Annotated in this window: 13 protein-coding genes; 4 read left to right on the forward strand and 9 right to left on the reverse strand. The window is 34.0% G+C overall.

All coding sequences use genetic code 11. The annotated features are described in order from the left end of the window. Positions 1 to 5: 5 nt before the first annotated feature. The gene (locus tag GOQ17_RS09100; protein ID WP_159637023.1) at positions 6 to 2,435 is read left to right on the forward strand and encodes a family 20 glycosylhydrolase; all 2,430 of its coding nucleotides are present in this window, start codon (positions 6 to 8) and stop codon (positions 2,433 to 2,435) included. Between the two features lie 44 nt (positions 2,436 to 2,479). Here GOQ17_RS09100 and ribH read toward each other — a convergent pair whose 3' ends face one another. The 3 genes from ribH to GOQ17_RS09115 all read right to left on the reverse strand — a co-directional run bounded on the left by ribH (position 2,480) and on the right by GOQ17_RS09115 (position 5,708). Then, positions 2,480 to 2,968: a 6,7-dimethyl-8-ribityllumazine synthase gene (ribH, locus tag GOQ17_RS09105; RefSeq protein ID WP_159637024.1), complete on the reverse strand. Its 489-nt coding sequence runs from the start codon at positions 2,966 to 2,968 to the stop codon at positions 2,480 to 2,482. Positions 2,969 to 3,039: 71 nt separating this feature from the next. Next, positions 3,040 to 3,696 (reverse strand): tetratricopeptide repeat protein, encoded by a 657-nt coding sequence (locus GOQ17_RS09110; RefSeq protein ID WP_159637025.1) that lies wholly within the window; start codon positions 3,694 to 3,696, stop codon positions 3,040 to 3,042. A gap of 92 nt (positions 3,697 to 3,788) precedes the next feature. Continuing rightward, entirely contained in the window at positions 3,789 to 5,708 is a 1,920-nt protein-coding gene (locus tag GOQ17_RS09115) for a polysaccharide biosynthesis protein (protein WP_159637026.1), read from the reverse strand. A gap of 101 nt (positions 5,709 to 5,809) precedes the next feature. On the opposite strand from GOQ17_RS09115, the gene GOQ17_RS09120 reads away from it, so the two are divergent. The 3 genes from GOQ17_RS09120 to GOQ17_RS09130 are packed head-to-tail and all read left to right on the forward strand — an operon-like array spanning position 5,810 to position 8,389. Beyond that, entirely contained in the window at positions 5,810 to 7,012 is a 1,203-nt protein-coding gene (locus GOQ17_RS09120; RefSeq protein ID WP_201288593.1) for an alanine dehydrogenase, read from the forward strand. A 4-nt stretch (positions 7,013 to 7,016) separates the two neighbouring features. Further along, on the forward strand, positions 7,017 to 7,877 hold the full coding sequence (locus tag GOQ17_RS09125) for an alpha/beta hydrolase (RefSeq protein WP_159637028.1): 861 nt from the start codon (positions 7,017 to 7,019) through the stop codon (positions 7,875 to 7,877). A gap of 2 nt (positions 7,878 to 7,879) precedes the next feature. Continuing rightward, positions 7,880 to 8,389, forward strand: coding sequence for a TlpA family protein disulfide reductase (locus GOQ17_RS09130; protein ID WP_159637029.1), 510 nt, complete (start codon positions 7,880 to 7,882; stop codon positions 8,387 to 8,389). On the opposite strand, the gene GOQ17_RS09135 is transcribed toward GOQ17_RS09130, so the two are convergent. The 6 genes from GOQ17_RS09135 to porX all read right to left on the reverse strand — a co-directional run bounded on the left by GOQ17_RS09135 (position 8,361) and on the right by porX (position 13,666). After that, on the reverse strand, positions 8,361 to 9,416 hold the full coding sequence (locus GOQ17_RS09135; protein ID WP_159637030.1) for an ABC transporter ATP-binding protein: 1,056 nt from the start codon (positions 9,414 to 9,416) through the stop codon (positions 8,361 to 8,363). The two genes, GOQ17_RS09130 and GOQ17_RS09135, sit on opposite strands and share 29 nt — an antisense overlap. Before the next feature lie 63 nt (positions 9,417 to 9,479). After that, positions 9,480 to 10,307 (reverse strand): outer membrane beta-barrel protein, encoded by an 828-nt coding sequence (locus tag GOQ17_RS09140; protein ID WP_159637031.1) that lies wholly within the window; start codon positions 10,305 to 10,307, stop codon positions 9,480 to 9,482. A gap of 22 nt (positions 10,308 to 10,329) precedes the next feature. Then, positions 10,330 to 11,079 (reverse strand): hypothetical protein, encoded by a 750-nt coding sequence (locus GOQ17_RS09145; protein ID WP_159637032.1) that lies wholly within the window; start codon positions 11,077 to 11,079, stop codon positions 10,330 to 10,332. A 1-nt stretch (position 11,080) separates the two neighbouring features. Then, positions 11,081 to 11,620 (reverse strand): RNA polymerase sigma factor, encoded by a 540-nt coding sequence (locus GOQ17_RS09150; RefSeq protein ID WP_159637033.1) that lies wholly within the window; start codon positions 11,618 to 11,620, stop codon positions 11,081 to 11,083. Positions 11,621 to 11,683: 63 nt separating this feature from the next. Beyond that, on the reverse strand, positions 11,684 to 12,100 hold the full coding sequence (tsaE, locus tag GOQ17_RS09155) for a tRNA (adenosine(37)-N6)-threonylcarbamoyltransferase complex ATPase subunit type 1 TsaE (protein ID WP_159637034.1): 417 nt from the start codon (positions 12,098 to 12,100) through the stop codon (positions 11,684 to 11,686). A gap of 12 nt (positions 12,101 to 12,112) precedes the next feature. Further along, positions 12,113 to 13,666 carry a T9SS response regulator signal transducer PorX gene (porX, locus tag GOQ17_RS09160; RefSeq protein WP_159637035.1) on the reverse strand — a complete coding sequence of 518 codons (1,554 nt, stop codon included), beginning with the start codon at positions 13,664 to 13,666 and terminating at the stop codon, positions 12,113 to 12,115. Positions 13,667 to 13,840 lie beyond the last annotated feature (174 nt).

Here is a 13,840-nt window from a genome sequence, read left to right on the forward strand (position 1 = left end):
TATTTATGATATCACTATTTTCTGGGGTAAGCTATAGTCAAAATAAAAGTGTGGATTTAGCTTTGCATTGGAAACCATCATCTTCTTATGATGGAAAAGAAAACTTAGAATTGATTTTAACTCTTAAAAATAAAAGTAACGTAAATATCCATTTGGATGAATGGAATTTGTTTTTTAATTCTATGTATCCAGCAGTAGAGCTTTCAAATGATTCATATAAGCTGGTAGATCTGCGAGGGAATCATTTCAAAATTGAATTTTTTAACCAAAATTTGATGCCAAATGATTCGATTGAAATCACCTACACTACAAAATATGCAATATCAGGAATTTCTACAGTTCCTAATGGGTTCTATTTATTGAATAAATCGGATCAAAAAACTTTTGTCGGGATCGAAGATGTTACTTATGAGCCTTTAAAAATTACTCATGCAGACAATAAGACATTTTTAGAAAAATTGTATGCTAAAAATGAATCGTTTAAAAAGTCTGCGCCACAAATTCATATTTTTCCATCACCTAAGTATCTGAAGGAATTATCGGGTCAATTTTCGATCAATAGAATTTTAAAAGTAAGTGGTGATGATAAAGAAGTTTCATTATTCGAGCACGAGCTTAATAGAATATTAGTGTTTGAGAGAGCTAATTCTTCAAATGCTGACATAAGATTGATTCATAAAGAATCGCTATCGAAAGAAGCTTATAATATGCTCATTTCGAAAGAATCTATTACTCTTGAATATTCAACAATGTCAGGTTTATTTTATGCATTGCAAAGTATTAAATCATTGCATAAGGGATTAATAGATAAGAGCCATTTTCCATGCATGGAAGTAAAAGATGAACCAAGATATACTTATCGCGGATTTATGTTGGATATTGCTAGAAACTTTAGAGACAAATCTGTTATTTTGAAGTATCTAGATTTGATGGCTGAAAACAAACTCAATGTTTTTCATTTTCATTTCATAGAAGATGAAGCGTGGCGTATAGAAATACTTGGATTGCCTGAGTTGACAGAAGTAGGATCGTGGCGTTCACCATTACATCATTTTGGAAATGCTTTAAAACCAGCCTATGGTTCTGGAGTGAATGAAGCGAAACAATATCTAACTCGTGAAGACTTTATTGAAATTTTAAAATATGCAAAGGAAAGACATATTCGGGTTGTTCCTGAAATTGAGACGCCAGGGCACGCACGTGCTTCTATTAAGGCAATGGAATATCGCTATCATAAATATATGCAAGCGGGCAATAAGCAAGCTGCAGAGGAATATTTGCTCCATGATTTAGACGACGCATCTGAATATAATACAGCTCAAAACTTTGGTGATAATGTCTTAAATCCGGCATTGCCTTCTGTTTATAAATTTCTTGATAAAGTATTAACTGAGTTCAAATCCATGTATGTGGAAGCTGGAGTTCCGTTCGAAAAGGTTTCTTTGGGAGGCGATGAAGTACCGCCTGGAGTATGGGAAAAATCTCCGAGAATTCAAGAATTAATGAAAAGGGAAGGTTTGGCAAATGTATATCAAATCTGGACATATTACATCTCCAAAATCAATGAATTATGTACTTCAAAAGGTCTACAAATGGCAGGCTGGGAAGAAATAGGGATGGTGAATAATGGTACTGGAATGGTCGTAAATCACGATATGCCAAACAAGCAAAATATGCAACTCGATGTTTGGAATAATATTATCGGAGGAGGACAAGATGATCTTGTCTATAGACTGGCAAATGCAGGCTATCCGACGGTGTTAATTAGTGCTTCTAATACCTACTTTGATATGATGTGGGACACGTCATTTGAAGAGCCAGGTCTGAAGTGGGCAACTTATGCCGATTTATATCATTCTTACTCTTTATTTCCAGAGGATTATTTTGCGAATATTCATACATACTATAGTGGAGCAAAGCTAAATAAATCTTATATAAATAAACTTGTGCGTATCAATGAGAAAGGTAGGTCGAATTTCTTAGGTATTAAAGGTGGGGTTTTTGCCGAAACTTTATTAAAGGATGAAAATTTAGATTATTTGGCATTTCCAAGATTCTATGTGCTAGCGGAGAGAGCTTGGTCGCCTAGAAGAGTTTATGAAAACGAAAATAGCTATGACAAAAAGAAGTTTGATGTAGAATATATTTCTTTTTTAAATAGAATAGCAAAAGTGGAGTTACCTTCGATTGCTAATAGAGTGAAGTTCCGTTTACCACGTGTAGGGTTGAAATTGGATAAAAACGTTTTAAGCGCAAATTTGGAGTATCCTGGATTTAGTGTCTATTATACGACAGATGGGACAACTCCTAGTTTAAAGAGTAATTTGTTTAATACCAAAAATGGCATTATCGTAAACGAGGGACAGGTAATTTCTATTGCTGTTGTAGATGAGTGGGGAAGAACGGGGGTAGTATCAACATTAAATATTTATTAACATAAAACAGAAAGGATAGCAAAGGCTATCCTTTCTGTTTTATGTTAATATTTTTTGCTTATATGCGACATCTGAATAGCAGTGATTGCAGCTTCTTCTCCTTTGTTGCCATGCTTGCCGCCAGCACGATCCATGGCTTGCTCTAAGTTATCTGTTGTCAAAACCCCAAAAATAACAGGTTTATTGTGTTTTATCGCTACGTTACTAATTCCATTAGCGACAGCGTCACAGATAAAATCAAAATGTCTTGTTTCACCTTGAATAACGCAACCTAAACATATTACTGCATCAAAATCTTTATTGCGAAGGGCAATATCTGCACCAGATATCAGTTCATAACTTCCAGGTACTTCGATAATATCAATATTCTCTTCTTGTCCTCCGTTTTTCAAAATACCTTCAATAGCTCCATTTAATAAAGCGCCTGTTACTTGTGCATTCCATTGGGAGACTACGATTGCAAATTTGAATTTTTCAGCATTTTGAACTTGGATATGTGAGAAATCCGATAAATTTTTAAGCGAACTTGCCATGATATTTTTTGTTTTAACTTAAAAAGGCTGCTTGATAGCAGCCTTTTATATGTAATGATTTGTTAATTCAATTATTGTTTAGCTTGTACACGAGCTAATGGACCATCAATAGTCGAAGCTTCTGCACTTTGAGGAAAGTCTGTCTTGATTCTTTGGTAAGCTTCCTCAGCTTTTTTGTATTCATTTAATTGCTCGTATACTAAACCTAATTTTTTCAAAAATAAAGGTGTAGTATATGAGTTTTTGGATTTGCCTACAGCTTTTTGATAATAATCTGCTGCATTTTTATAATCGTGACTATCAGAATATGCGTCACCAATTAAACCTACTACAAGCGGGTCTAAGATTTCACTACCTGTGTCAGAGTATTTTTTCAAATAGTTAATTGCTTCTTGGAAGTTGCCTTCACGTAAATATAATCCACCTAAGTAAGCATTAGCAATGTTTGCCGAAGGAGTATTAGAATATTCATCAGCTATTTCTTTCAATCCAGTGAAACTTCCGTCACCTTCGATTGCTTTCTTTTGTAATGAATCAATTAAAACGTATTCTTCAGCTTGATACATAGCATCTGCAGCTGTTTCGGCTCGAGGCGCTAAGTATAATTTTTGGTAGCCTATATATAAAAGAATTAATACGACAACAGCGCCTAAAATGAATAATAGACTTTTTTGATTGTCTTGGAAAAAAGATCCTTTTTGATCTGTAGAATTAATATTTGTTGACATTAGTTTATATTAAATATACTATGGAACGCAAAAATACACTTTTATTGAAAACTTACAACACTAAAAACTATAAAAAGCTAAATTGATGCAAATTAACTAATTGGTATAGTAGGGTGGTCTAATGACTCGTATACAGAATTCTGGCTTTTAAATTCTGGTACAATAGCCTTCATCTGACGTACTATATTCGTGCTTTGTTGTGTGTTAACCATTTCGAATAAAATATCTAATTGAGATTTTACCTCCTCAAAACAATTTTCTCTCACCTTAGCAATCATAATTTTCTCGTGATGAGTAGGTAACGTGTTCTCTAGGTCATTAAGCAATTCTTCGTAAAGTTTTTCACCAGGTCTAAGTCCAGTGAATTTTATCTCAATATCCTTATTAGGCTCAAAACCTGAAAGCTTAATCATTTTCTTTGCTAAATCAACGATCTTGACAGATTTACCCATATCAAAAACAAAAATTTCTCCACCAGTACCCATACTTCCAGCTTCAATTACAAGCTGACAAGCTTCTGGAATAGTCATGAAATAGCGTGTGATATCAGGATGTGTTACTGTAACAGGGCCACCCTTTTCGATTTGTTCTCTGAAACGTGGAATTACTGATCCGTTAGAACCTAAAACGTTTCCAAAGCGAGTGGTAATAAATCTTGTTCTACCTTCTGTATTATCTTGTTCCAGTTTGTTATTCAATGCTTGTACATATATCTCGGCAATACGTTTTGTCGCTCCCATGACATTTGTTGGGTTCACGGCTTTATCTGTAGAGACAAATACAAACTTTTTAGTTTTGAATTCAACGGCTAGATTTGCGATGTTCATTGTTCCCAATACATTGGTATTCACCCCTTCAATTGGGTGATTTTCGACCATAGGAACGTGTTTATATGCTGCTGCGTGATAAACTATTTGAGGTTTAAATTCTTCAAATAAATAATGCATACGATCATAATTCTTCACGTCAGCAATAAATGTATGGTATATTTGATCTTTGAATTTTTCTTGAAGATCAAGATGTAAATTATGAAGAGGGGATTCGGCCTGATCACAAAGTATGATAACTTGAGGGCCAAATTTGCTTATTTGCGTGGCAATTTCGCTACCTATTGAACCTGCGGCACCAGTTACCAAAACGCGTTTGCCTCTCAATTGATCAGAAATTGACTCATTGTTTATTTGAATTGGTGCACGTTCTAATAAATCCTCAATTTTAACATTTTTGATGTGATTTACTGAAAAATCACCGTTCATAATTTGTTTTGCGGGAGGAATAGTAAGAACAGAGATGTTATGTTCTAAACAAATTTCAATTATTTGTGCTTTTTTATCAGAAACTAATGATGGGGTAGCAATTATTAATTCATCCACAGCCAATCTGTTAATGACATTGACTAAATATTCTGATTTGAAAATACGAACACCATCAATAGACTTTCCTACTTTAGTCGGATTATCGTCTAAAAATCCTACAATGACTTTATTAGTTGTAAGGTCATGGTCAAATGTCCTTTTTACCGCAATACCTAATTCTCCAGCACCAAAAATTAGGACACTTTTCTTAATCTTTTTAGCCGTCCTTGAGTATTGGAAAAACACTTTTATTGATGTACGGTATATTACAAGACCTACAAACAGTAATAAAGAATAAATTATTATTAATGAGCTATCAATAACGATTGGTAGGCGAAGTGCTAATACGAATAATTTAGCACCTAAGAGAAGGATAACAGTTAATAAATTACTTGATAATATTCGAATAGAATCTGTCGAACTTGTGTACCTAACAATTCCTGAGTAAAGTCTAAAAACCCCAAAAGAAAAAATAGTCGCACCTATACATAATAGAAATGCTGTAGCAAAATCATTTGGACTAAAAGGTAAATTTTTAGTATCTTGATACAGATAATATGCAATCAGAAAAGCAATGATTGCAGCTGTCAGGTCAAGAAAAAATATAACCCATCTCGGTAATATTTTAACGTGGTTAATAACTTTTAAGAATTTCATTTATAATTTGAGCCTTCGTATATGCAAAGCTATTAAAAATTGGAATATAACTGAATATTCTTTTTTATAATCGATGTATATATTGGCTAAATATTCAAAATATGACTAAAATTAGTGAGAATGTATTCGGGCAAACGAAAGAATTATTAAAATCAAAAGGTCAGAGTAAGCGAGAATTAGTTATTGGCATACCTAAAGAGACAGTTTTTCAAGAAAAGCGAATAGCTTTAACTCCCCTTTCTGTCGCGCTATTGATAGAGTACGGACATCAGGTAGTCATTGAGTCGAATGCAGGGGCTAGTTCTAACTTTCTGGATCACCATTACAGCGAACAAGGAGCGCAAATTGTCTACGAGAAGGAGCGTGTATATAATGCAGATGTAATTATCAAGATTGCAGGTCCAACATTAGAAGAAGTTCGTTTAATGCGCAATAAGCAACTACTAATGTCCTCACAACAGCCTAGCTTGTTGGATAAAGAGGTCTTGAGTGCCCTAATGAAAAAGCAGATTACAGCCTTATCTTATGAATACCTTCAAGATGAAGGGGGACATTTGACTGTAGTACGTGCAATGAGTGAAATAGTAGGAGCTACTTCTATTCTTATAGCTGCAGAATATCTTTCTAATGTATTTGATGGAAAAGGATTGATGTTAGGAGGTATCACAGGTGTTCCTCCTACTGAGATTGTGATAATTGGTGCTGGTACTGTCGGTGAATTTGCAGCACGCACAGCAATTGCTTTAGGTGCCCAAGTTAAAGTCTTTGATAGTTCTGTATATAGACTTCGAAGGTTGCAAAATAACGTAGGTTCTAGAGTATATACATCCGTTATTCAACCAATTATTCTAAATAAAGCTATCAAGTCTTCTGATGTAGTAATTGGTGCTTTGCGCGCTAAAAATGGACGTTCTGCCTGTCTTATTTCGGAAGATACAGTCGCTGATATGAAGCCCAATTCTGTAATTATCGATGTTTCTATAGATCAAGGAGGGTGCTTCGAAACTTCAAAAATAACTACCCATGATAAGCCTATATTTCGTAAATATGATGTAATACATTATTGTGTGCCAAATATTGCATCACGTGTGGCTCGTACAGCAACCTATGCTTTAACGAATATTTTTACGCCTATACTTTTGCAAATAGGCGAATGCGGCAGCTTCAGTAATCTTATATGGAGTCATGCTGGTATTCGTAATGCAGTGTATCTTTACCAAGGAAGCCTAACAAATAAAGATATGGCGGATAGATTTGATATTCCATACAAAGATTTATCTTTGATGATAGTCGCAAATCAATAAACCTATGAAATTTTATTTAACATTACTTATGACACTTATTGTCGGGGCATTATCAGCCCAAGAACAAATATCTATGTATAATGTGTTACCCAATACTAAGGACACAGCAAAATTAGATAAGAATACTCCAGAGCTTTATTTTTATTCTCCAGAAGTTGTATCCAAAAATAAAGTTTTTTTGATATTGCCTGGCGGAGGTTATCACCATTTGGCAATGGATCATGAAGGGCATGCCATGGCTAAAAGATTATCCGATCTAGGCTATTATGCGTTTGTATTGAAATATCGATTACCAACTTCAAAACAGCAATTGGAAAAAAAGATAGCACCAATACAAGATGCACAAAGGGCTTTATATTTAGTTAGAGAAAAGGTGAAAGATCTGAAATTGAAAAATCCTAAGGTAGGCGTAATGGGATCATCGGCTGGAGGACATTTGGCTTCTACATTGTCTACTCACTACGATATGGATTATCACAATAAAAATATTAGTGCAAAGATTTTAAGACCAGATTTTTCTGTGTTAATATATCCAGTAATTTCAATGGAAGATGGGGTTACGCATAATGGTTCTAAAAATAATTTATTAGGTCCAGATGTCAGTGAAGAAGATTTAATTAGATTCTCGAATGAGAAGAATATTAATAAGAAGACACCTCCTGCATATCTAATACATGCCAAAGATGACAAAGTTGTACCGATTGAAAATAGTCTTCGCTATCAGCGAGAGCTAATAAAATATAATATCCCTAATTATTTATTTACATATGAATTGGGGGGGCACGGTTTTGGTATGAACAACAAGCAAGAACCACGTGAATGGTTCGAGTCTATGTTAGAATGGTTAGAAAGTATTAAATTGTAAGTATGAAGAATATTTTTTGGATGCTAGTGTTATTGTTGAGTATTACATTGCCTAGTTACGCCCAAGAATGGAAAGTCGAAGTTGGGGAACAAACTCCAAAATTTGTAGTTAAAGGCAAAAAGGATAAAGTTTTTTCATCAGAAAGCCTGAAAGGGAAAGTGGTCCTTTTAAATTTTTTTGCAACTTGGTGTCCTCCTTGTAGAGAAGAGCTTCCAAGGTTGCAAAGGGAAATTTGGGATGAATTAAAAACTGAGAAAGATTTAGCCGTCTTTGTATTAGGAAGAGAAGAAGGTTGGGATAAATTGGACCCATTTATGGAAAAGCATAATTATACTTTTCCAATTTTCCCAGATTTGAAAAGAGAAGTTTTCGGATTGTTTGCTGATCAGTCTATTCCTCGTAATGTAATTTTAGATAGAACAGGAAAGATCATTTACCAATCTATTGGATTTGAAAATGAAGAATTCTCAAAAATGGTTAAACTTATAAAAGCTGAGCTTCAAAAGAAATAAAATTCAAAATCTTAATATCAACTCCTGTTCCTATTGGAATAGGAGTTTCTGTTTTAACAATAGCATGCAAAGCTATTTCTTTATTACCAACTACATATTCACTATAAAAACCGCGAAACTTAATATCAAGAATACTAAAATTTGAGTTTTGATTTGCGATTACATCTATCCATTCTTGATGAATGGCAATAGTATTGTTTTGATGAATATTTAATTTACTAGCTTGGGGTGGAGTTAGAATGTTGCTTTTTGCTAATAAAATCGCTGTATAAGGATGTTTAGGTTTGTAATACAGATTTTTTGGATTCCCGGCATCAACAATTTTTCCATTTCGCATTACTATCAAAGTATCCGCCATAGCTAAAACTTCTGCTGGATCGTGAGAAATTAACACTACTGTCAATCCAGTTTCTACTACGATCTGCTTTATATCTTGTTGCAAGCCATCACGAAAAGCAGCATCTACCTGATTGAAGGGTTCGTCCATCAACAATACCTCAGGATCATTGATTAAAGCACGCGCTATAGCCACACGTTGACGCTCACCTCCGCTCAAATCGGCTACCCGCTGCTGAGTAAGATGGTCAATTTTTAACTTCTTTAAAGTTTTTTCAGTGCGTTCCTTTTTATATTCTATATTGGTGTTAGGCAATTGAGAAGCTATATTATCCCATACTTTAGCGTACAAATTGAGGTCATCAAAGCCTTGCGAAACCATTTTCATGGCATCATGTCCTGGAATGAGTTTGTCCTTGCGTGTTGGGACTAACCAACCTTTATAGCGCACTTCACCATCATTAGGTTCTAACAAACCATAAATAAGCTTCAATAATGTGCTTTTACCACTTCCTGATTCGCCGATTATGGCTGTTATTTTTTTTTCTTCTATATCAAAAGAGATATTGTCTACCGCAATAACTTCTTTTTTACCTGTAAAAATAGAAGTTAAATTTTCGCCGTGAATAGCAGCAACGTCCAATTTTTGAGTGTCTGTAGGAATATATTTGCAAGATGAAGTAGTAGCCATATAATAAAAATGCCGAAATTTTCTTTCGGCATAAAAATAGGGTTTAAAAATGAATTATTTGGATTAAAATCCTAATGTAAGACCAAAAGCTAAGTTGTTAAGGTTTTTCTGCGCTGGACTCTTCTCGAAGAAATCATTCACATAATATTTAGCAAATATTCCAAAATCATCGTAGCCAAATCTAATGAATGGACCATATTGAAATGAGGCTAAACTGTAATTGTCTTTAAATTTTTGCTTGCCATTTTCTTTACTTTTCAAACGCTGTGTACCTTTTAATAAAACCCCCGTCATAGCACCGAAAGCTACTTTGACACGTTCTCCCTTTCTGTTTTTATCACTTCTCCATTCGAATGTCAACGGCATACGCAGGTAAGTAGTTGTAAAAACATTCTTCTTATATTCTATATCCCCATCTTCGTAAGAAATTGGCGAAGTATTCTCATTTAGCAAAATGTTATTTTCTAAACGGAGGTAGTTCCATTCGAAGCCAGCTGAAATGTATGTTTTGAAATTATCACTCGCACGGACACCAAATTGAGCCACATCGAATCCGAAGTTTGAAGCTTTTTTGTACTTCAAAAATTGATTCTCATCCGAAAGTGAAAAAGCACCATCATCCATTATTCTTGAAAATCCCCAATCTATACGTGAAAATGTAATTCCTCCAAATGCACGGGGGTATTTAGAATCTTCTTTGTCTTTTGAACCTATTGACAAATCAATTTCTGTTTTCTTTTTCACTACAGTAGAATCTGTAATTTTGGTAGTAATTATTGTAGAATCATTCAGTTTTGTGGTCGTGGTGGTTGTCTTTACCTGTGCATTTGAATTATTAAGTATTAAAATGGATAAACCTACTGCACTTACTATTTTGTAAAAAGTTTTCATATCTATTTAAATTTAATTATTGTTATTTTCTTGCTAATGAATTGAATATGTTTAATGAAATAGATCCTTCTTCGTCGTTTTTGAATTCTATTTCTTTATTATCTTGAATATCAATGCTTTTTGTGATAATGTTTTTTGTAATGCCATTCAGTACGCGAGTTACTATTGACGATTTTATTTCTTCTTGGGGGACACTATATGCATAGTTGCTTCTTATATTATCTAATGGCTCTATTGTTATAACTTCATCTTTGTGCGGTTTTGAAATTTCAACATTTGCATCCACATAAGCTAGCCTATCTTCAATGTCCACGACCTCATTTATTGGATTAATTTCGTCAGGATAATTCATGTTATATTCCGATCTGCCAGTGGTTGCTTCCTTTTCTTGTATTTCTTCTGTAGTAAACGCTAGCATTTCTTCGTCAATATGTTTAGATACTGTATTCATTGAAGATTCTGCTAGGATTTTATCAACAGGTGCTTGTGGGTTTGAATTCGGTACCGCTTTTTGTTCAATAGAGCTCAAAACTTTTTCGATTTTTTCTTTTCCTGAAGGAATCGGTTTTTTGTAAAATGTTAATCCGATACCAAAGCACAATAAAAACATTGCGGCAATTGAAAGTTGTGTTCTGTATTTAAGGTAGAAAGGAATTACCTTTTTATCTTGCTTAAGTTCTTTTTCAATACCTTCCCAAACACGGTTACTTGGTGTCTCTTCCGCTTGCTCAAAAGCTTCGCGAAATAATTTGTCTAAATCTTTTGACTCCATCTTATATAGTGTTTTCTTTAATTAATCTTTGTTGTAATACCTGTCTTGCTCTTGATAGCTGAGATTTCGAATTCCCTTCTGATATATGCAACATTTCTGCTATTTCTTTGTGGCTATAACCTTCAATAGCATACAAGTTAAAGACAGTTCTGTATCCAAGAGGCAATTCTTTAATCAATTTCAATAAGTCTTTGTACGAAGTGTTGTCACTTGGAAAATAGCTGTGAAACGTATTCTCATGGTGCTCTTTAATACTGTCTGTAATTTTATCTTTGCTTTGACGATAGCATTCAATAGCTGTATTGACCATGATGCGTTTTATCCAACCTTCCAAAGAACCTTTGCCATCGAATAAATGGTGCTTCGAAAAAACTTTTATGAAACCATTTTGAAGAATGTCTTCAGCTTCAAGTGTTGTCTGCGCATAACGCAAACAAACTACGTACATCTTTTTGGAGAAATAATTATAGAGTTGCGCTTGAGCCTTCTTGTCGTGCGTACAGCAACCTTGCCATATTCTATCTAAGTTAAAATTCTCCAATTGATGTTAGTTTAATAGGAAGACGCAAGGAATTGGAGAAAGGTTGCATGTGGTTAGAAAAAATTATATTTTTTCTATAGTAATTAATCGGTTTTGATTTTCTAGTACCTCTATAGCTACTTTTATATAATTAAGTGGCAATAGGTTAGGGATTTTTTCAGACCATTCTACAAAACAGTAATCTCCTGAATAAAAATATTCTTCATAGCCCATATCCAAAGCTTCCATTTCATTTTTTAATCTATAAAAATCAAAATGATAAATACTGCCTTGCGGAATGCTATATTCATTTACTATTGAAAATGTAGGGCTAGAAGTATGTTCGGTTACGCCAAGCTCAATGCAAAGTGCATTAATAAAAGTAGTTTTACCTGCACCCATATTTCCATAAAACAAGAAAATTCGTTCCTCAGGATATGTGCTTATAACTTGATGCGCAGCTTCTTTTAATTCACTTAAATCTTTTACCTCTATTTTCATGGTGCAAAATTATCATTTTGGAATGTAAGTGGCATAAGGAATAATCATTTCTTCGAGAGAAATGCCTCCGTGTTGGAATGTGCCAAGAAAATAATTAACAAATTGATTGTAGTTATTAGGATAAACAAAGTATACATCGTCTTTGGCAAAAACGTAAATCGAACTCATATGTAAAAGAGGGAGCTGAGCATCTAATGGATTTTTTACTGTAAAAACGTCTTTACCTATGAAATTTAAGTTTTTGCCTTGCTTGTAGCGAAGATTCGTATTTGTATTTTTATATCCAACGATTTTACTTGGTTTTTTCACACGAATGGTTCCGTGATCTGTGGTGATTACTATGCGAACATTTCTCTGTGAGAGCCACTTGAGTGCATCAAGCAACGGTGAATGTTCAAACCAGGAAAGTGTAAGCGATCTATAAGCCGCTTCATCATTCGCTAGCTCTCTAATCATTGCCATATCCGTACGTGCATGAGACAACATATCAACAAAATTGTATACGAGCACGTTGAGGTTGTTGTTCATTAAATTGCTCAAATTCTCAACAACATCACGACCTTGATCCAATGTCAAAACCTTGGTATAGCTGTGCTTGATTTCTTTGCGATACAATCTTTTTATTTGATCAGCTAGGAATTTGTCTTCATTCAAATTTTTGCCGCCTTCATCTTCATCATTTTGCCATAAATCTGGAAATCTTTTTGACATTTCTAATGGAGTGAGACCACTAAAAATCGAATTACGGGCATATTGCGTTGCGGTAGGTAAGATACTATAGTAATTATCTTCTTCTTCTAAGCGATAATAATCAGTTATGACGTCATTAATCTGCTTCCATTGGTCGTAACGTAAATTGTCAATAAGGAAAAAAAATGTTGGTCTTTCATCTGATAATGATGGTAATACTTTCTTTCGGAATAGCTGGTGCGAAAGAATAGGTCCATTTTCCGGATTTTTCATCCAGCTTAAGTAATTCTTTTCAATGTATTTGAAGAAAATGTTGTTGGCTTCCGACTTCTGTGTACGCAAAATTTCATGCATACTTTCGTCCTCTAATTTTTCTAAGGAGAGTTCCCAATAAATTAGTTTTTTATAAGCTTCTACCCAACCTCTAAAATCTAATCCATCATTGATTAGTAAACCTAGATTTTGAAATTCTTGCTGGTAAGCCATCGATGTTTTTTCATTAACGATACGCTTATTCTCGGTGAATTTTTTTATGGTGAGTAGTATTTGTCGAGGGTTAACAGGTTTTATCAGATAATCATCGATTTTGGCACCAATAGCTTCTTCCATTAGATGCTCTTCTTCATTTTTGGTGACCAATACGTTTGGAATGGTAGGATTGATTGATTTTAAAATACTAAGTGTTTCTAAACCTGTAAGCCCAGGCATATTTTCATCTAAGAAAACTAAATCAAAAGGTTCGTTGCGAAAAGCTTCGACAGCATCGGTTCCATTATTGACAGTTTTAACTTTATATCCTTTATCTTCTAGAAGTAAGATATGTGGTTTAAGGAATTCAATTTCATCATCCGCCCACAATATATGTGTTTTTGCCATTTGAATCTACAAGTTTTATATTATCAGAACAAAAATTCGATGAAAATGATTATTCTGAATCTAAATTATCATGTATTATAGTCAGAATAATGTCTACAATCTAAATAACTGCCTTTTTTTAACATTAATTAACGGTAATCTTGGTATCTTTGCATTTATCTTAGATTAGGTGTT

The sequence above is a fragment of the Sphingobacterium composti genome (assembly GCF_009829075.1).
GTDB classification, from domain to species: Bacteria; Bacteroidota; Bacteroidia; order Sphingobacteriales; family Sphingobacteriaceae; genus Sphingobacterium; species Sphingobacterium composti.

What these genes read in the sequence shown, in the direction of transcription:
- GOQ17_RS09125 (WP_159637028.1), top strand. Translation starts at nt 7,017, where the DNA reads ATGAAATTTTATTTAACATTACTTATGACACTTATTGTCGGGGCATTA.
- ribH (WP_159637024.1), bottom strand. Translation starts at nt 2,968, where the DNA reads ATGGCAAGTTCGCTTAAAAATTTATCGGATTTCTCACATATCCAAGTT.
- GOQ17_RS09115 (WP_159637026.1), bottom strand. Translation starts at nt 5,708, where the DNA reads ATGAAATTCTTAAAAGTTATTAACCACGTTAAAATATTACCGAGATGG.
- GOQ17_RS09130 (WP_159637029.1), top strand. Translation starts at nt 7,880, where the DNA reads ATGAAGAATATTTTTTGGATGCTAGTGTTATTGTTGAGTATTACATTG.
- GOQ17_RS09100 (WP_159637023.1), top strand. Translation starts at nt 6, where the DNA reads ATGATATCACTATTTTCTGGGGTAAGCTATAGTCAAAATAAAAGTGTG.
- GOQ17_RS09120 (WP_201288593.1), top strand. Translation starts at nt 5,810, where the DNA reads ATGACTAAAATTAGTGAGAATGTATTCGGGCAAACGAAAGAATTATTA.
- porX (WP_159637035.1), bottom strand. Translation starts at nt 13,666, where the DNA reads ATGGCAAAAACACATATATTGTGGGCGGATGATGAAATTGAATTCCTT.
- GOQ17_RS09135 (WP_159637030.1), bottom strand. Translation starts at nt 9,416, where the DNA reads ATGGCTACTACTTCATCTTGCAAATATATTCCTACAGACACTCAAAAA.
- GOQ17_RS09110 (WP_159637025.1), bottom strand. Translation starts at nt 3,696, where the DNA reads ATGTCAACAAATATTAATTCTACAGATCAAAAAGGATCTTTTTTCCAA.
- tsaE (WP_159637034.1), bottom strand. Translation starts at nt 12,100, where the DNA reads ATGAAAATAGAGGTAAAAGATTTAAGTGAATTAAAAGAAGCTGCGCAT.
- GOQ17_RS09140 (WP_159637031.1), bottom strand. Translation starts at nt 10,307, where the DNA reads ATGAAAACTTTTTACAAAATAGTAAGTGCAGTAGGTTTATCCATTTTA.
- GOQ17_RS09145 (WP_159637032.1), bottom strand. Translation starts at nt 11,079, where the DNA reads ATGGAGTCAAAAGATTTAGACAAATTATTTCGCGAAGCTTTTGAGCAA.